The organism is Ottowia sp. (genome assembly GCF_035444425.1).
Classification (GTDB): domain Bacteria; phylum Pseudomonadota; class Gammaproteobacteria; order Burkholderiales; family Burkholderiaceae_C; genus Ottowia.
Map to the genome: position 1 here is coordinate 1 of NZ_DAOMOQ010000033.1, position 17,374 is coordinate 17,374.

The following is a 17,374-nucleotide window of genomic DNA, read 5'->3' on the forward strand; positions in this document are numbered from 1 at the left end:
GCAAGCCCATGAGCATCAAGAGCGACAAATGGATCCGCCGCATGGCCGAGCAGCACGGCATGATCGAGCCGTTCGAACCCGGCCAGGTGCGCGAACGCGACGGCAAGAAAATAGTCAGCTACGGCACCAGCAGCTACGGCTACGACATCCGCTGCGCGCCCGAATTCAAGATCTTCACCAACATCCACAGCACGGTGGTCGATCCGAAGAACTTCGACGAGAAGAGCTTCGTCGACTTCACCGGCGAGGTCTGCATCATCCCGCCCAACAGCTTCGCGCTGGCGCGCACGGTGGAGTACTTCCGCATCCCGCGCAACGTACTCACCATCTGCCTGGGCAAGAGCACCTACGCGCGCTGCGGCATCATCGTCAACGTCACGCCCTTCGAGCCCGAATGGGAAGGCTACGTGACGCTGGAGTTCTCCAACACCACGCCGCTGCCGGCCAAGATCTACGCCGGCGAGGGCTGCGCGCAGGTGCTGTTCTTCGAGAGCGACGAGGTCTGCGAGGTCAGCTACAAGGACCGCGGCGGCAAGTACCAGGGCCAGGTCGGCGTGACCCTGCCGAAGGCCTGAGCAGGCGGCGCGGGCGTGGGCCGGCTGTGCCGCCAGGCCCACGGGCGTGTGACTTATTTGCCCAACAGGCTTGTCCTACAGGCGCTTGCGGCGCTGGCTGAGACGCTGGGCAACCCCCAGTTCGTACCATGCGGGCCATGGCTTCGAACAATGGTTTTCCCGCTCTGCATGGCTCCGCGCCGGTCCACACGACGACCGGTGAGGGGCTGGTTTCCCCGTTCCGCATCGTGCTTGGCGTTGCCTGCCTGCTGGCGATGGCCCTCATGCTGGCCGCCATCGTCGGCGTGGCCCAGGCCCAAGTCGCCAAAGGCCAGGACTTCCAGTTCAGCCGGCAGCTCGAATCAGCGTCCGGCTCGCAGTTCTACGCCAACCACGGTGGCTCCGACACCACCGAGTTCGTGCGCGGCGACATGCTGCAGCGTGTCAACTACACGCGCTGACACACGCGCCGGTGGCGCCTCAGCGCAGCGCCAGCCGCGCCGCCGCCAGATCCCATCCGGCCCAGCCACAGCTCTTGAACAACACCGGCCCGCCATCCGCGCGGGCTTTCGCGCCTTGCCGGACCACGTCGGCCAGCGCCGGCACACGGCGCACGTCCAGCCCGGCCTGCAGCAGATCGCCCGCCTCGTGCTCGGCATCGCGCGCATCCAGCACGATGCGGCCGCGCGCGGCAAGGTCGCGGCACAGCCCGGCGTCGAGTTCCGCCATCTGCGGCGTGAAGGCGCCGACGGCGGCGATGAAGGCATCGTCACGTGGCCGCCCACGCAGCACCACCGCGCTGGCCGGCGTGCAGGTGGCCACCAGCGGGCAGTCGGCCAGCGCGGCGTCCGCATCCCCCACCACCTCGGCGCGCAGGCCCAGCCCTTGCGCATGCCTGGCCAGCGCCTCGGCGCCACTGCGCCGCCGCGAGGCGATGCGGAAATCACGCACGCCCAGCGCGGCGGCAAACACCTCCAGATGCGCGCAGCCCTGCACGCCGGCGCCGACGATCAGCATCGGCCCGGCGAGGTTCGGCGCCAGCCAGCGCGCGGCCAGCGCCGACACGGCGGCAGTGCGGCGCCCGGTCACAGTGGGGCCATCCAGGATCAACCGGCGCCGGCCGCTGGCGACGTCGAACACCGTGACGTCGCCCTGGATGGTCGGCGTGCTGGTGCCCAGGTTGGCGGGCGTGAAGGTGATCAGCTTGGTCATCGCCGTGCCGGCGTCGCAGCCCGGCATGGCGAACAGGAAGGCGCCGCCGGCCATCGGCAGCACGGTGCGCGGCGGCACCTGGACCGACGCATCTTGCAGCAAGGCCTGGATCTCATCGACCAGCGGCACCCAGGGCAGGCGCGCGGCGGTCTGTCGGTCGTCAAGCAGAATGTCCAAGGGCCCGATTGTGGCCGTGCCGACGCGCGCTCAGTGAATCGCGCCGGCTGCCACGCGCAGATCCTGCCTGGTGGTCAAGGCGACACGGATGCCCACGCGCAGGCCCTGCACCATCTGCGCCAGCGGCAGGCCGGGCACGCCCTGCTCGGGCAGCAGCGGCACGTGGATGAAGCCGCCGCGCGCATGCTGCAGCGCGGGCGCCGTGGCCAGCCTGTGCATCAGGCCGTAGAACACGTGGTTGCAGACGAAGGTGCCGGCGCTTTGCGACAGCTCGGCCGGGATGCCGGCCGCCTGTATCGCCTGCTGCATGGCCTTGATCGGCAGCGTGCTGAAGTAGGCCGCCGGCGCGCCGGGCACCACCGGCACATCGACCGGCTGCGCGCCGACGTTGTCGGCGATGCGGGCGTCATCGACGTTGATGGCGATGCGCTCCAGCGACAGGGCGGCGCGCCCGGCGGCCTGGCCGAGGCAGATCACCAGCGCCGGCCGGTGCGTGGCCAGCAGTGCATCCAGGCGCGCGCTGGCGGTGCCGAACACGGTCGGCAACTGCGCCGCCACCACGCGGTGACCGGCGATCTGCCGACGCTGCAGGGCCTGTGCGATGAGCCAGCTGGGGTTGACGGCGTCGCCGCCGAAAGCGTCGAAGCCGGTCAGCAGCACCACGGGAATTTTGTGGCGCTTGTCTGACGGACGGGACGGGCGCGGGGCGGCTACCATTGCCGGAAATTTAGCGCATGCGCGCATTCAGGAGCGAACCATGAGGTGGGAAGGCAACCGTCGATCGGACAATGTGGAAGACCGCCGTGCCGGCGGCGGGGGCGGCATGTTCGGTGCGCGCGGCATCGGCATCGGCACCATCGTGATCGCGCTGATCGGCGGCTGGATCTTCGGCATCAACCCGCTCACCATCATCGGCATCCTGAGCGGCGGTGGCGGCAGCCCGGCGGTGGTGCAGCAGGCGCCGGGCCAGGCGCCGCCGGCCGACGACCGCGGCGCGGCCTTCGTCTCCACCGTGCTGGCCTCGACCGAGGACGTCTGGAACCAGGCCTTCCGTGATGCCGGCGCCCAGTACCGCGAGCCCAAGCTGACGCTGTTTCGCGGCGCCACGCGCACCGCCTGTGGCATGGGCCAGTCGGCCATGGGGCCGTTCTACTGCCCGGCCGACCAGACCGTGTACCTGGACATGGATTTCTTCGACACGCTGCAGCGCCAGCTCGGCGCGCCGGGCGAGTTCGCGCGCGCCTACGTGATCGCGCACGAAGTCGGCCACCATGTTCAGACGCTCACCGGTACCACGGCCAAGGTCGACAGCATGCGCGGGCGCATCAGCGAGCGCGAGCAGAACAACCTGTCGGTGCGCATGGAGCTGCAGGCCGACTGCTACGCCGGCATCTGGGCCGCACGCTCGCAGCAGGCGCGCAACTGGCTCGAGCACGGCGACATCGAATCGGCCATGAACGCCGCCGCCCGGATCGGCGACGACGCGCTGCAAAAGCGCAGCCAGGGCTATGTGGTGCCGGACAGCTTCACCCACGGCTCCAGCGCCCAGCGCCAGCGCTGGTTCGCGCAGGGGTTCAAGACCGGCAGCATCAAGGCCTGCGATACCTTCAACACGCAAAACCTGTGACATCCCCCTGAGCGGCTGACGCCGCTTCCCCCTTCTCTCGCTACGCTGCGCTTCGCGGGAAGGGGGACACAGCCGATGCCCGGCGCAGGTCCGGGCATGGCTGTTGCTGGATTGGCCTGCTCCGCGGCCATCTGAATGACCCGCCGGGGTTACCCCACAAAACTTGTCACACGCGATTTTTGCTGCGGTGCGACAATAGAGGGTTAATGGAAACCAAGTATTCAGACCTCGCGCTGGCTGATCCGCTCAAGCGCGCCGTGGCCGACATGGGCTACGAGACCATGACGCCGATCCAGGCGCAGGCCATTCCGACGGTGCTCGCCGGCCAGGACGTGATGGGCGCGGCGCAGACCGGCACCGGCAAGACGGCCGCGTTCTCGCTGCCGCTGCTGCAGCGCCTGCTCAAGCACGAGACCGCCTCGGTGTCGCCGGCGCGCCATCCGGTGCGCGCGCTGGTGCTGCTGCCGACGCGCGAGCTGGCGGTGCAGGTGGCCGACCAGGTCAAGCAGTACGCCAAGTACACCCAGCTGCGCAGCGCCGTGGTGTTCGGCGGCATGGACATGAAGCCGCAGATCGAGGAGCTGCGCAAGGGCGTTGAGGTGCTGGTGGCCACCCCAGGGCGCCTGCTCGACCACATCGAGGCCAAGACCGCGGTGCTGAACCAGGTCGAGTACGTGGTGCTCGACGAGGCCGACCGCATGCTCGACATCGGCTTCCTGCCGGATCTGCAACGCATCCTGAACTACCTGCCCAGGCAGCGCACCACCCTGTTGTTCTCGGCCACCTTCTCGCCCGAGATCAAGCGCCTGGCCGAAAGCTATCTGCAGAACCCGGTGCTGATCGAGGTGGCCCGCCCCAACGCCACCGCCGCCACCGTCGAGCAGCATTTCTACCTGCTGGACGAGGACGACAAGCGGCGCGCCGTGCGCCAGGTGCTGAAGGACAAGCAGCTGGGCCAGGCCTTCGTGTTCTGCAACAGCAAGCTGGGCACCGCGCGGCTGGCACGCGCACTGGAGCGCGACGGCCTGAAGACCACCGCGCTGCACGGCGACAAGAGCCAGGACGAGCGCCTGAAGTCGCTCGAGGCCTTCAAGCAGGGCGAGGTCGATCTGCTGGTGGCCACCGACGTGGCCGCGCGCGGGCTCGACATCAAGGATGTGCCGGCGGTGTTCAACTACGACGTGCCGTTCCACGCCGAGGACTACGTGCACCGCATCGGCCGCACCGGCCGCGCCGGCGCCTCGGGTGTCGCGGTGACCCTGGTCACCAGGCACGACCAGCGCCTGATGGGCGAGCTGGAGAAGCTGCTCAAGACCAAGATCGAGCTCGAGCCCCTGGAATTCGACGAGGAACGGCCGCGCGGGCGCATCAACGACGGCCGCCGCCGCTGGCGCGACGACGAAACCGGCGACACGCGCGACGATGCGCGCCGCGAACGCGGCGAGCGCCGCCACGCCAGCCGCCGCGCCGCGCCGCCGCCGGCGCAGGTGGATCCGTTCTTCGAGCAGCCCTACGAGGCGCCCGCCGACTCGGCAGACAGCCCGCCCGACTGGGAACAGGCCGCGCGCCCCGCGCGCAGCAATGTCTCGGCCAACATCAAGTCCAAGCGCAAGGTCGCCGCGCTGTTCAAGGCGCCCGACAAGGCGCCCGAGCCGACCAGCTGACCCCGGGACAGCGGGCCCATGCCAAGCGCGCGGATCAGGCCCACCAGTGCGTCACGGTGTGGATGCAAAGGCCGACCAGGCCGCCGACCAGCGTGCCGTTGATGCGGATGAACTGCAGGTCGCGTCCGATGTGGCGCTCCAGCTCGTCGGTCATCTCGCGCGCATCCCAGGCGCGCACGCGCGCCACGACGTAGCGGCCGATGTCCTCACGGTAGCGCTCGATCAGGCGCGGCGCGGCCGCCTGCAGCTCGCCGTTGATCCAGCCGCGCACCTCGGCATCGCCCGCCAGTCGCTCGCCCAGGGTCTGCGCGGCGCGGGTGATGGTGTGGCGGATCGATGAATCGCCGCGCGCCATGTCGGCCTGCAGCCAGGCCAGCAATTCGGCCCACAGCTGGTTGACGTAGCTGCCGAGCGCGGGATTGGCCAGCAGTTCCTGCTTCAGGCGCTCGCCGCGCTGCTGCAAGGCCTCGTCCTGCTGCAGGCGGGTGACGAAATCATCCACCATGGTGTCGAAGCGCCGGCGCAGCTGGTGCTCGGGGTCGTCCGCCATGTCGATGATGGTGTGGGCGATGATGACCACCACCTTGCGCGTCGCCAGGCGTGCGGCGACCTGGTCCAGACCGATCACCTTCAGCGCCTTGATCTCGCGCGCGATCGCCTCGGTGATGGTGTCCTGCACCGAATCCTCGCCCAGCAGCCGGGCCAGCTGCACCAGCACGCCGTCCAGCAGCTCCTGGTGCCGGCGCTCGTGCGTCATCACCTCCAGCACCTGGCCCGACAGGCGCGCCACCTCGACCTGCCCCAGGCCGCGCCGCGCCAGGTCGGCGACGAAGGCGCGCACGCGCTCGTCATCCAGCGCGCCGACGGCCCAGCGTCCGACCTCCACCAGCCGCTCGCCTACGCGCTCGGCATGGCGGGGTTGCGACAGCCAGTCGGCCACACGGCCGGCGGCATCGAACTCGTGCAGTTTGGCCAGCACCTGCTCGGTGGCGAGGAAGTGGGTGGCCAGAAAGCTGGCCAGGTTCTCGCCGATGCGGTCCTTGTTGGCCGGGATGATGGCGGTGTGCGGAATCGGCAGTCCGAGCGGATGGCGGAACAGCGCCACCACTGCGAACCAGTCGGCCACGGCGCCGACCATGGCCGCTTCGGCAAACGCGGCCACGTAGCCCCACGCCGCGTGGCGCGGCTCCAGCGCGGTGGCAACGGCGTAGGTCGCGCCGGCGGCCAGCAGCAGGCCGAGCGCCAGGCGCTTCATCCCGGCCGGGTCGCGCGCACGGACGCGCGGCAGCGCCCGGCTCATGCCACGCCGCCCGGCGCCTGAGCCTGCTCGCAGCGCACCTGGATCAGCTCGCGCTGCCAGGCGTCGGCGCCGATGCGCGCGGCGCTCAGCGCGCCGCCCCAGACGCAGCCGGTGTCCAGCGAGATCAGGTCCGGCCGGTCCAGCCAGCCTAGCGTCGACCAGTGGCCGAACGCCACCACGTCCTGCGCCGTGCGCCGTCCGGGCACCTCGAACCAGGGCATGAAGCCAGGCGGCGCGCTGTCGGGCGCGAAAGTCTTGGTGTCGAAATCGATGCGCCCCTCGGCGCTGCAAAAGCGCAGCCGCGTCAGCGCATTGACGATCACGCGCAGCCGCGCCGCACCCTGCAGGCCGTCGTCCCATTGGTCCGGCAGGTTCCCGTACATCTGCCGCATGAAGCTGCGCCAGTCGGCGCCGCGCAGCACCGCCTCGACCTCGGCGGCCAGCTGCATGGTCTTGTCCACCGTCCATTGCGGCAGCACGCCGGCATGCACCATCAGCACGCCGTGCTCGTGCAGCGCCATTGGCCGGTGGCGCAGCCAGTCCAGCAAGGCCTCGCGGTCGAGCGCGTGCAGGACGTCGCCCAGCGTGTCGCTGCGGTGCCCCTGGTGCACGCCCTGGGACACCACCAGCAGGTGCAGGTCGTGGTTGCCGAGCAGGCAGGCCGCCGCGTCGCCCAGCGCCGTCAGGCGCCGCAGCACCGCCAGCGAGGCCGGGCCGCGATTGACCAGGTCGCCCAGCAGCACCAGGCGGTCGCGGCTGGGGGAAAAATCAAGTTTCTCGAGCAGGCGCCCCAGGGCCGCGTCGCAGCCCTGCACATCGCCGATCAGGTAGAGTGCCATGCTGCTCATTTTCCACCGAGGCGACCGGCCCGGCCTGCATGGACTTTCTGCTGATTGCGTTCCTGACCCTGCTCAACGGCGTGTTCGCGATGTCCGAGCTGGCCATCGCGTCATCGCGCAAGGCGCGGCTGGCGGCGATGGAGGAAAGCGGCGACAGCGGCGCCGGCTCGGCGATCCGCCTGATGGATCAGCCGACGCAGTTCCTGTCCACGGTGCAGGTCGGCATCACCTCGATCGGCATGCTCAACGGCATCGTCGGTGAGGCCGCCTTCAGCGGCCCGCTGGCCGACTGGCTGGCCGGCTACGGCATGAGCGCCAAGGCCAGCTCGATCACCGCCACCGCGCTGGTGGTCACCATCATCACCTTCACCACCATCGTCTTCGGCGAACTGGTGCCCAAGCGTATCGGTCAGATGTTCCCGGAAACCGTGGCGCGCTGGGTCGCCAAGCCGATGACCTGGCTGGCGACCGCGGCAAAACCCTTCGTCGCCCTGCTCTCGCTGTGCACCAAGGCGGTATTGAAGCTGCTGCGCATCGACGAATCACGCGGCCGTGCCGTGACCGAGGAGGAAATCTCGGCCAGCCTCGAGGAAGGCGTGGATGCCGGCCTGATCGAGGAACATGAACACCAGATGGTGCGCAACGTGTTTCACCTCGATGATCGGCCGCTGACCTCGCTGATGGTGCCGCGCATCGATATTGAGTGGCTCGATGCCAGCCAGTCGGTGGCCGAAGCGCTGGATTATGTCGCCGGTCGTGGCCAGAAGCACGCGCATTCCTGGTACCCGGTCTGCCGCGACAGCCTGGACGAGGTGATCGGGATTATTTCCGTGCTGCGTCTGCTGGAACTGGGCCACCACTCGGACGCCCTGCTGGAAGCCCACGTGGCACCGGCCGTGTTCGTGCCCGAAACCCTGAGCGGCATGGAAATCCTGGAGCAGTTGCGCGCCCGGTCGGGACGCCTGATCTTCGTCGTCGACGAATATGGCGTGGTTCAGGGCCTGATGACGCACCGCGACCTGCTGGAGGCGATCACCGGCGAGCTGAAACCCGATGCCCACATCGAAGCCTGGGCCACGCCGCAGGGCGACGGTGCCTGGATTCTGGACGGCTTGGTGCCGGTCAGCGAGCTGAAGGCACGCCTGAACATCGATGATCTGCCGCACGAGGACAAGGGCCGCTACAACACCCTGGCCGGCCTGCTGATGTCGGTCACCGGGCGTTTGCCCGCCGAGGGCGATGAAATCGAGTGCGCCGGCTGGATATTCAAGGTGGCGCGCCTGGAAGGCCGCCGCATCGACAAGGTACTGGCACGCGTGGTCGCCGAGATCGATGACGAAACAGACTCCGAATAATCCATAAAGTAATATTGAGAACCGTCTCCGAAATGGTATATTTGGCGGGTCAAAATACCAACGGAGTATGATTCAGATGGCAACCTACAAGGAACTGCTGAAACAACAAGAGGCACTGGCGATTCAAATCGAGGCTGCACGCAAGTCGGAGATTGCCGACGCAGTGGCCAAGGTACGTGCGGTGATCGAGGAATATGGTCTCTCGGCTGCCGATGTATTTCCATCGGGTCGCCGGACGGCCCGGGCGCCACGCGCCGGCAGCAAGGTACCGCCAAAATACCGCGACCCAGCCACCGGACAGACTTGGACCGGTCGCGGCAAGGAACCCAAGTGGATCGAGGGCAAGGATCGGACCCCGTTCCTGATCGCCTGAACCGAAAACCCTTGGTTCACCGCATGAAAGCGCCCGTGGGCGCTTTTTTCATGCGCTCGCGCATTTCGACCCGTCACCTGCGTTCAACCAGGCGGAAGCCTGCGCACGCCCAACCCTACGCTGGCACGAGCTTGGCACTGATGGAATAATTCGCGCTTCACATTGAAGGAATCACACGATGGACCAGAACACCAGGCAGCGCATCGACGACGCGGTGAAGAACCACGAGATCGTCCTGTTCATGAAAGGCGATGCCGACTTTCCGATGTGCGGCTTCTCCGGGCGCGCGATCCAGATCATGAAGGCGATCGGCGTCCAAACCAGCGCGCTGAAGACCGTGAACGTGCTGGAAGACGAAGCCGTCCGCCAGGGCATCAAGGAATACAGCAACTGGCCGACGATTCCGCAACTCTACGTGCGTGGCGAGTTTATCGGCGGCTCGGACATCATGATGGAGATGTACGAGTCGGGCGAACTGCAGCAGCTGGTGAACGCGAGCACCTGACGCCACGCTCGAGAGCCGGGGTCGGGCGGCCAGCCACCGCACCCAGCGCTCGCAGCAACAAGAACGGACGCCTGGGGCGTCCGTTTTCTTGTGCGGTAAGTGCAGGCTTTCACCTACTTGCGCAGCATCACCTCCACCCGGCGTGACGCGGCGTTGCTGGCTGCGGTGCCAGTCGCCTCGGCCGGCTTTTCAAGCAGCAGGCGGTCTTCGGCGATCCCCTGGGCCACCAGTGCCGCCTGCACGGCCTTGGCCCGGTTCTTGGACAGCTCGGCATTCACGGCCGCGTCACCCGTCGGATCGTTGAAGCCCGAGATCGCGGCCTTGACATCGGCATTGGACTTCATGAACGCAACCAGATCGGCCGCCTTGCCGGCAAAGTCCGCATGCACCTCGGTCTTGCCGGAATCGAAGTAGACCTTCAGCGCCGGCATGCCATTGCTCATCAGATCAACCACGGCCGATCCGGCGGGTTCGTCGGCGCCGGCAGTTGCAGAGCCGGTCGCTGCTGCGGAACTCGGCGCTGCGCTCGGCGGCTCTGCCGATGCCGGTGTCGCTTCGGATGCCACCGATGCCGCCGACGCAGCCTCGGAGGCAGCCGGAGCCGCAGCCGATGCCGTGGCCGCAGTCGCGGCGGGCGAGGCCGTGCTTGAGGGGCCCGGACCCCAGTCGCCACGCGATGGTGTGGCCGGTGTCGACTCGACCGCCGGCGGCGCCTCCACCGCCTTTTCCTTCATCAGATAGCTCACGCCGAACACCGCCGCCAGCGCGACGATGATCCAGGGCAGCCACTTGGCGAACCCGCCGCCACCACCGGCCGCCGGCGCGGCAGCAGCGGCCACCGGCGTGGCGCTCAGCAGGCTGTGGCCCGTGTTCGCCATGCTCAGGATCTCGGGTGGCAGGCTCGATGGAATGCTGCCGCCGGGCGTCATCTTGCCGACCAGCGCCGGCAGCAGGTAGCCCAGAGCCGAAGCCACGTTGTCGCGCCCGGCATCCAGCTTCGAGGTCAGAAGGGACAACAGGCCGCCGCTGCCGCCCAGCGCGGTCTCCAGTTGGCTGTTGCTGATCGGCTGCGCCGCCGGGCCACCGCCAAGCCAGGACTGGATGATGGGGCCCAGCCCGGCTGCCTTGAATTTCTCCAGGAAACCGGCCAGTCCGCCGGTGTTCTTGTCGGTCATGTAGGCCAGCAGCATCTGCACCAGTGGCAAGGCCTTGTCACCCAGCCCAAATCGGGCACCCGCTTCGCGGACCAGGACATCAAACATGGGGAAACCTTTCTAGTTCGTGAATCACCGGGCGAGCGGCGCCGCCTGCACGTCTGTTGCGGCGCCAGCAATCGGTGCCCGCGCTGAGCCAAATTATAGGAAGCGGCGCGACAGTCCCATGTCATCCCAGTCCTACGGGCGGCCAGCCCCAAGTGCGCTGTGTACACTGCCGGGCTTCCCCCTGCGTCGACCGGCGTGAAGACGGCTGCACGCGCCTCGGATGCCTCATGAGCTTTTCGCAAAGCCTGTTCTTCATCGTCCTGCTGATCCTGGCCGGGGCCTTCTTCTCGGTGGCGGAAATCGCCCTGGCGGCCTCGCGGCGCCTGCGCCTGCGCCAGCTGGCCGACGAAGGCGACGCACGCGCGCTGCAGGTGCTGCGGGTGCAGGAACAGCCCGGCTCGTACTTCACCACGGTGCAGGTCAGCGTCAACGTGATCGCCATCCTGGGCGGCATCGTCGGCGAGGGCCTGTTCAGCCCCTATTTCGCGGCCGTGCTTCGCCTGTGGCTGCCTGAAGGCACGGCCGCAGTGCTGGCGTTCGCCGGTTCGGTGGCACTCGTCACCTCGCTGTTCGTGATCTTCTCCGACCTGATGCCCAAGCGGCTGGGCCTGGCCGAGCCGGAACGGCTGGCGATGGCGCTGGTGGGACCGATGCAGAAGGTGCTGCTGCTGCTGGGGCCGGCGGTCTGGTTCTACAACCAGTGCGCCAACCTGCTCATGCGCCTGCTGGGCCTGCCGACCCAGCGCGACGACCGCATCACGCCCGACGACATCCTGGCGCTGGCCGAGGCCGGCACCCAGGCCGGCGTGATCGACCGGCCCGAGCAGCACGTGATCGAGAACGTGTTCGAGCTCGACACCCGCTGGGTCAGCAGCGCCATGACGCCACGCGACCGCATCGCCTGGCTGCGCCACGACGACAGCGACGAGGTGGTGCGCACGCGCATCGCGGCCGAGCCGTTCTCGACCTACCCGGTGTGCGACGGTGAACTGGACCAGGTGCTCGGCTACGTGGATGCCAAGGACCTGTTCCAACGCGTGCTGCACCAGCAGCCGATCCGGCTGACCGACGACGACCTGCTGCACCGCATCCTGGTGGTGCCGGACAGCCTGACCCTGTCGGAAGTGCTGCAGGAGTTCCGGCAGCAGCGCGAGGACTTCGCACTGATCGTCAACGAGTACAGCACGGTGGTCGGCGTGATCACGCTCAACGACGTCATGAGCACCGTGATGGGTGAGCTGGTGCGGCCCGAGGACGAGGAGCCGATCGTGCAGCGCGACGACGGCTCCTGGCTGATCGACGGCCACACGCCGATGCAGGACGTGCAGCGCGCACTGGGTCTCGACGAGTTGCCAAGCGCCGATGAATACGACACGCTGGCAGGCTTCCTGATGGTGATGCTGCGCCGCGTGCCGCGCCGCACCGACCAGGTGGTCTGGGGCGAGCACCGCTTCGAGGTGATGGACGTCGACAACTACCGCATCGACCAGGTGCTGGTCACGCGGGCTGACCTGGCGCCCGCTGCAGGCGCATCGCCGGATTCCTGACGCGTGCTACGCGACGCTGGATGCGTCCGCGAACAGCCAGCGCTTGCGCGCCCCGAGCACGGCGTTCGGGTACGGCGCGCGCCCGCGCGAGCCGTTGTAGCGCCCCAGCGCCATGAACAGGTCGCCGCGCTCGCGGTCCAGGTAGTGGCGCAGGATCACGCAGCCGAAGCGCAGATTGGTCTGCATGTGGAACAGCTTGGCCGGATCGCCGTCGCCAATGACGCGGCTCCAGAACGGCATCACCTGCATGTAGCCACGCGCGCCGACGCTGGAGACGGCGAACTTGCGGAACGCGCTCTCGACCTGGATCAGGCCCAGCACCAGCGAGACATCGAGCCCGGCGCGACGGCTTTCGTACCACGCCGTCTGCAGGAACTCGACGCGGGTGTTGAGATCCTTCTTGCGGCCGTAGAGCCGGTCGCTCATGGCGGACAGCCAGCGCAGGTAAGCCAGGCGCGCCTCGGTAGTCGCGAAGGTGGGCACCGGTGGCGCGCCGCTGGCGATCGCCGAGCTGAGCGCGGTGCGCACCGAATCGGCCAGCGGTTCCTCCAACTGGCCACCGGCCCAGGCCAGGCTCGGCGCCAGCCACACAGCCGGCACCACCGCGACACCGGCGAGCCAGCGGCGCCGGTCCGGCTGGTGCCCCCGATGCGACCACACGCTGCGTTCGTTCACGCCTTCAGCCTGCTCCCCAGATACGCGGCCATCTCGCCTGCCGGCACGCGCGTGGCCGCGGCATCGCGGCGGTGCTGGTACTCGAGCTGGCCGTCCTTCAGACTCTTGTCGCCAATGGTCACACGATGCGGCACGCCAATCAACTCCCAATCGGCGAACATCGCACCGGGGCGCTCGCCGCGGTCGTCCAGGATCACGTCGACACCGGCCGCGCGCAACTCCGCGTAGAGGCTTTCGGCCGCCGCCCGCACCGCCTCGCTGCGGTCCATGCCGACCGGGCAGATCACCACAGTGAAGGGTGCGATGGCATCCGGCCAGATGATGCCGCGCTCGTCATGGTTCTGCTCGATCGCTGCCGCCGGCAGGCGCGTGATGCCGATGCCGTAGCAACCCATCTCAAAGGGCTTAGGCTTACCGTCCTCGTCGAGGAAGGTGGCATCCATGGCGCGGCTGTACTTGGTGCCGAGGTAGAACACGTGGCCGATCTCGATGCCGCGCTCGATGGCGAGCTGGCCCTGGCCATCGGGCGATGGATCGCCCGCCACCACGTTGCGCAGATCCGCCACCGCGTCCGGCTCGGGCAGATCGCGCCCCCAGTTGACGCCGGTGATGTGGAAGTCCGCCTCGTTGGCGCCGCAAACCCAGTCGGCCATCACGGCCACTTCGCGGTCGGCAACGATCTTCACTGGTTTCTTGAGCCCGATCGGCCCCAGGTAGCCGGGCTTGGTGCCGAAATGCTCGATGATCTCGGGCACGGTGGCGAAACGGAAGCCCTTGTCCAGCCCCGGCACCTTGCCGGCCTTGACTTCGTTCAGGTCGTGATCGCCGCGCAGCAGTAGCAGCCAGACCTGCGTCATGGCGACTTCACCCTTGTCGTCCAGCTCATCGGTCGCCAGCACCAGCGACTTGACCGTGCTGACCAGCGGAATGCCGAGCAGCTCGGCGACGTCCCCACAGGTTGCCTTGCCGGGCGTCGGCGTCTTCGTCATCGGCTGCGCGGGCGCCAGGCGCGGGCCCGGCGGCGCCAGCGCCTCGGCTTTCTCCATGTTGGCGGCGTAGTCGCTGCCGGTCGAGTAGACGATGGCGTCCTCGCCGGTGGCGGCGATGACCTGGAACTCCTCGCTCAGGTCGCCGCCGATGGCGCCCGAATCGGCCGCGACCGCGCGGTAGCTGAGGCCGAAGCGGTCGAAGATGGCACGGTAGGCCGCCGCCATCACCTGGTAGCTCTGCTTGGCGCTGGCTTCGTCGCGGTCGAAGCTGTAGGCGTCCTTCATGATGAACTCGCGCCCGCGCATTAGGCCGAAGCGCGGCCGCCGCTCGTCGCGGAACTTGGTCTGGATCTGGTACAGGTTCTTGGGCAGCTGCTTGTAGCTGCGCAAGTCCTGGCGCGCGATGTCGGTCACTGCCTCCTCGCTGGTCGGCTGGATGACGAAGTCGCGCTGATGCCGGTCCTTCACCCGCAGCAGTTCAGGCCCCATGCTCTGGAAGCGCCCCGACTCGCTCCACAGCTCGGCCGGTTGCACCACCGGCATGGTGCATTCGATGGCGCCGGCGCGGTTCATCTCTTCGCGCACGATCGCCTCGACCTTGCGGATCACGCGCAGGCCCATTGGCATGTAGGTGTAGATGCCGGCGGACAGGCGCTTGATCATGCCGGCGCGCAGCATCAGCTGGTGACTGACGATCTCGGCGTCGGACGGGGCTTCCTTGAAGGTGGCAATCAGGAACTGGGAGGCTTTCATAGATCGCGGCGCGAGTCCACGCCGTGGATGGGGTTTGTGCCCACTTGCGACGCGCTTGCCGCGCGGCATAATGGCTACAACTTATTGATTTTGGGGTTCGATTATGCTTGACCGTGAAGGCTTCCGCCCGAACGTCGGCATCATCTTGCTCAACCAGAAGAATCAGGTATTTTGGGGCAAGCGCATCCGCACCCATTCCTGGCAGTTCCCCCAAGGCGGCATCGACCGCGGGGAATCCCCGGAACAGGCGATGTTCCGGGAACTGCACGAGGAAGTCGGCCTGCATCCGGAGCATGTGCGCATCGTCGCCCGAACGCGTGACTGGTTGCGCTACGAGGTGCCAGACCGCTACATCCGCCGCGATGCCCGTGGTCACTACAAGGGCCAGAAACAGATCTGGTATCTGCTGCAACTGATGACCCACGACTGGCACCTGAACCTGCGGGCCACTGCCAAGCCCGAGTTCGACGCCTGGCGCTGGAACGACTACTGGGTGCCGCTGGACGTGGTGGTCGAGTTCAAGCGCGGCGTGTACGAGATGGCGCTGACGGAACTGGCGCGCTTCCTGCCGCGGCAGGAGTACCGTAACCGCTACCTGCGCGGCGGCACGCGCCAGCGCGATGACAACCGGCAGGCGCCGATCCAGACCCAGGACACGCGCCGTCCCCAGGTACCGTTCGAGCTGCCGCCCGACGCCAGCATCGACGTGATGCCACGCCGCTCGTTCCTGAACCGCAACGAATCATGAGTTTCTGCTTGAGGAGCTTCGGGCGCATCCACGCCCGCCGCCTGCTGGCCGGCGTCGCGCTGGCGGCATTGGCATCCGCCATCGGTCCGGCACTGGCGCAATACGCTGACCTGGACCGCGCCGACTGGAAGGAAGACGCCGTGCCACCACCACCGGCCTATGCCACCAGCGGGCTGATCGAGATCGAGCGTTCGCGCGGCGCCAGCGTGAAGCTGGGTGTCGACCCCAAGACCATCAGCATCAGCCATGACACCGGCATCGTCCGCTACGTGGTGGTGGCGCAGGGGCCGTCGGCGGTCAACGCCACCTACGAAGGCATCCGCTGCGCCACCGGTGAGTTCCGCGTGTACGCGCACCAGTCGCAGGGCAACCCCTGGACCAGCTACGAAGACAGCAGCTGGCGCAGCATGCGCGGGCAGTCCAGCGTGATGGTGCAGCACCCGTACTGGCTGGCACGCAACGGCATGTGCAACGGCACGGTCTTGCGCTCCACCGTGTCCGACATGGTGCACGAGCTGAAGTCGGGCAACCAGTCGCTGTACTACTGAGGACGGCTGGATCGATGCGGGCTGGCCGGCGCGCCACCGGCTAGCGCGTCAGTGCCAGATTGTCCCGATGCACCATCTCGGGCCCGGCGCTGTAGCCTAGCAGCGACTCGATCTCACTCGACGGCTTGCGGCACAGCAGGCGCGCCTCGGCGCTGGAGTAATTCGCCAGGCCGCGCGCCAGTTCGATGCCGGCCGCATCGCGGATGGCGATCACGTCACCGCGCGAGAACACGCCTTCCACCAGCGTCATGCCGATCGGCAGCAGGCTCTTGCCTTCGCGCCGCAGCTTGGCCGCGGCGCCATCGTCGACGACCAGCGCGCCGCGCAGCTGCAGGTGATCCTGGATCCACTGCTTGCGCGCCTGCGTCTTCTGCGTCTGCGCCACCAGCACGGTGCCGATGTGCTGGCCCGACGCCAGCCGCACCAGCGCGTTCGGCTCGCGCCCCCAGGCGATCACCGTCGAAGCGCCCGAGCCAGCCGCGCGCTTGGCCGCCAGGATCTTGGTCAGCATGCCGCCCTTGCCGATGCTGGAGCCGGCGCCGCCAGCCATGCGCTCCAGCGCCGGATCACCGGCGCGTGCCTGGTGCACGAACTCGGCCGCCGGGTCGCGGCGCGGATCGGCGGTGTACAGGCCGGGCTGGTCGGTCAGGATCACCAGCAGGTCGGCCTCGACCAGGTTCGCCACCAGCGCGCCCAGGGTGTCGTTGTCGCCGACCTTGATCTCGTCGGTGACCACCGTGTCGTTCTCGTTGATGACCGGCAGCACCTGGTACTCCAGCAGCGTCAGCAGCGCCGAGCGCGCATTCAGGTAGCGCTCGCGGTCGGCCAGGTCGGCGTGCGTCAGCAGCACCTGCGCGCTGCGCAGGCCATGCTCGCGCAGCTTGGTCTCGTACATCTGCGCCAGCCCCATCTGGCCGACGGCGGCGGCGGCCTGCAGCTCGCCCACCTCGCGCGGCCGCTGGCGCCAGCCCAGGCGCTTCATGCCCTCGGCGATGGCACCGCTGGAGACCATGATCACCTCGCGCCTGCCGCTCAGACCCTGGCCCGCGTCGCCCACCGCCAGCAGCGCCAGCTGGCGGCACCATTCACCGATCGCCACCTCGTCCAGGCCGCGCCCCTCGTTGGTCACCAGGCTGGAGCCGACCTTGACGACGATGCGCCGCGCCTGCTGCAGCAGCCGGGATACGTTCTCTTCGCTCATGTGCTTGTGTGAAAAGGCCCGCGCATCGAGCGCCGCTGCCGCATC

General features: G+C 68.2%; 18 protein-coding genes. 10 read left to right on the top strand and 8 right to left on the bottom strand.

Features of this window, described 5'->3' with window-relative positions; translation table 11 throughout:
* Window positions 1-8 precede the first annotated feature (8 nt).
* Together dcd and PK606_RS12275 are read left to right on the top strand one after the other, a co-directional pair.
* Window positions 9-575 (top strand): dCTP deaminase, encoded by a 567-nt coding sequence (gene dcd / locus PK606_RS12270; RefSeq protein ID WP_324564435.1) that lies wholly within the window; start codon window positions 9-11, stop codon window positions 573-575.
* A 137-nt stretch (window positions 576-712) separates the two neighbouring features.
* Window positions 713-1,015: a hypothetical protein gene (locus tag PK606_RS12275; protein ID WP_324564369.1), complete on the top strand. Its 303-nt coding sequence runs from the start codon at window positions 713-715 to the stop codon at window positions 1,013-1,015.
* 19 nt (window positions 1,016-1,034) lie between these two features.
* Here the strand turns inward: PK606_RS12275 and PK606_RS12280 are convergent, their stop codons facing one another.
* The gene (locus PK606_RS12280) at window positions 1,035-1,934 is read right to left on the bottom strand and encodes a delta(1)-pyrroline-2-carboxylate reductase family protein (RefSeq protein WP_502920839.1); all 900 of its coding nucleotides are present in this window, start codon (window positions 1,932-1,934) and stop codon (window positions 1,035-1,037) included.
* 39 nt (window positions 1,935-1,973) lie between these two features.
* Window positions 1,974-2,660, bottom strand: coding sequence for a pyroglutamyl-peptidase I (gene pcp, locus PK606_RS12285; protein ID WP_324564376.1), 687 nt, complete (start codon window positions 2,658-2,660; stop codon window positions 1,974-1,976).
* Between the two features lie 40 nt (window positions 2,661-2,700).
* Here pcp and ypfJ point away from each other — a divergent pair, with 40 nt between their 5' ends.
* Window positions 2,701-3,570, top strand: coding sequence for a KPN_02809 family neutral zinc metallopeptidase (gene ypfJ / locus PK606_RS12290; protein ID WP_324564378.1), 870 nt, complete (start codon window positions 2,701-2,703; stop codon window positions 3,568-3,570).
* A gap of 206 nt (window positions 3,571-3,776) precedes the next feature.
* A complete protein-coding gene (locus PK606_RS12295; RefSeq protein ID WP_324564379.1) occupies window positions 3,777-5,234 on the top strand; it encodes a DEAD/DEAH box helicase in 1,458 nt (485 codons plus the stop codon).
* Window positions 5,235-5,268: 34 nt separating this feature from the next.
* On the opposite strand, the gene PK606_RS12300 is transcribed toward PK606_RS12295, so the two are convergent.
* Both PK606_RS12300 and PK606_RS12305 read right to left on the bottom strand, forming a co-directional pair.
* Window positions 5,269-6,534: a DUF445 domain-containing protein gene (locus PK606_RS12300; RefSeq protein WP_324564381.1), complete on the bottom strand. Its 1,266-nt coding sequence runs from the start codon at window positions 6,532-6,534 to the stop codon at window positions 5,269-5,271.
* Complete coding sequence (locus PK606_RS12305) at window positions 6,531-7,373, bottom strand: symmetrical bis(5'-nucleosyl)-tetraphosphatase (RefSeq protein ID WP_324564383.1); 843 nt, start codon at window positions 7,371-7,373, stop codon at window positions 6,531-6,533. Before PK606_RS12305 ends, PK606_RS12300 begins: the two co-directional genes overlap by 4 nt.
* A gap of 38 nt (window positions 7,374-7,411) precedes the next feature.
* Here PK606_RS12305 and PK606_RS12310 point away from each other — a divergent pair, with 38 nt between their 5' ends.
* The 3 genes from PK606_RS12310 (at window position 7,412) to grxD (ending at window position 9,606) form a co-directional block, all read left to right on the top strand.
* Window positions 7,412-8,728: a hemolysin family protein gene (locus PK606_RS12310; RefSeq protein WP_324564386.1), complete on the top strand. Its 1,317-nt coding sequence runs from the start codon at window positions 7,412-7,414 to the stop codon at window positions 8,726-8,728.
* Window positions 8,729-8,804: 76 nt separating this feature from the next.
* Window positions 8,805-9,101, top strand: coding sequence for an H-NS histone family protein (locus tag PK606_RS12315; RefSeq protein WP_324564389.1), 297 nt, complete (start codon window positions 8,805-8,807; stop codon window positions 9,099-9,101).
* Window positions 9,102-9,279: 178 nt separating this feature from the next.
* Window positions 9,280-9,606 carry a Grx4 family monothiol glutaredoxin gene (gene grxD, locus PK606_RS12320; RefSeq protein ID WP_324564391.1) on the top strand — a complete coding sequence of 109 codons (327 nt, stop codon included), beginning with the start codon at window positions 9,280-9,282 and terminating at the stop codon, window positions 9,604-9,606.
* A 113-nt stretch (window positions 9,607-9,719) separates the two neighbouring features.
* Here grxD and PK606_RS12325 read toward each other — a convergent pair whose 3' ends face one another.
* Window positions 9,720-10,868 (bottom strand): YidB family protein, encoded by a 1,149-nt coding sequence (locus PK606_RS12325; RefSeq protein ID WP_324564393.1) that lies wholly within the window; start codon window positions 10,866-10,868, stop codon window positions 9,720-9,722.
* Between the two features lie 227 nt (window positions 10,869-11,095).
* Between PK606_RS12325 and paeA the strand changes: the two genes are divergently transcribed.
* Window positions 11,096-12,415 carry a polyamine export protein PaeA gene (paeA, locus tag PK606_RS12330; protein ID WP_324564394.1) on the top strand — a complete coding sequence of 440 codons (1,320 nt, stop codon included), beginning with the start codon at window positions 11,096-11,098 and terminating at the stop codon, window positions 12,413-12,415.
* Between the two features lie 6 nt (window positions 12,416-12,421).
* Here paeA and PK606_RS12335 read toward each other — a convergent pair whose 3' ends face one another.
* On the bottom strand, window positions 12,422-13,090 hold the full coding sequence (locus PK606_RS12335; RefSeq protein ID WP_324564397.1) for a lytic transglycosylase domain-containing protein: 669 nt from the start codon (window positions 13,088-13,090) through the stop codon (window positions 12,422-12,424).
* On the bottom strand, window positions 13,087-14,832 hold the full coding sequence (locus tag PK606_RS12340) for a proline--tRNA ligase (protein ID WP_324564399.1): 1,746 nt from the start codon (window positions 14,830-14,832) through the stop codon (window positions 13,087-13,089). The genes PK606_RS12335 and PK606_RS12340 overlap by 4 nt, the downstream gene beginning before the upstream one ends.
* Window positions 14,833-14,935: 103 nt before the next feature.
* Here PK606_RS12340 and PK606_RS12345 point away from each other — a divergent pair, with 103 nt between their 5' ends.
* Window positions 14,936-15,580 carry an RNA pyrophosphohydrolase gene (locus PK606_RS12345; RefSeq protein ID WP_324564401.1) on the top strand — a complete coding sequence of 215 codons (645 nt, stop codon included), beginning with the start codon at window positions 14,936-14,938 and terminating at the stop codon, window positions 15,578-15,580.
* Between the two features lie 8 nt (window positions 15,581-15,588).
* The gene (locus PK606_RS12350) at window positions 15,589-16,128 is read left to right on the top strand and encodes a CNP1-like family protein (RefSeq protein ID WP_324564403.1); all 540 of its coding nucleotides are present in this window, start codon (window positions 15,589-15,591) and stop codon (window positions 16,126-16,128) included.
* 40 nt (window positions 16,129-16,168) lie between these two features.
* On the opposite strand, the gene proB is transcribed toward PK606_RS12350, so the two are convergent.
* Entirely contained in the window at window positions 16,169-17,329 is a 1,161-nt protein-coding gene (gene proB, locus PK606_RS12355) for a glutamate 5-kinase (RefSeq protein ID WP_324564406.1), read from the bottom strand.
* Window positions 17,330-17,374 lie beyond the last annotated feature (45 nt).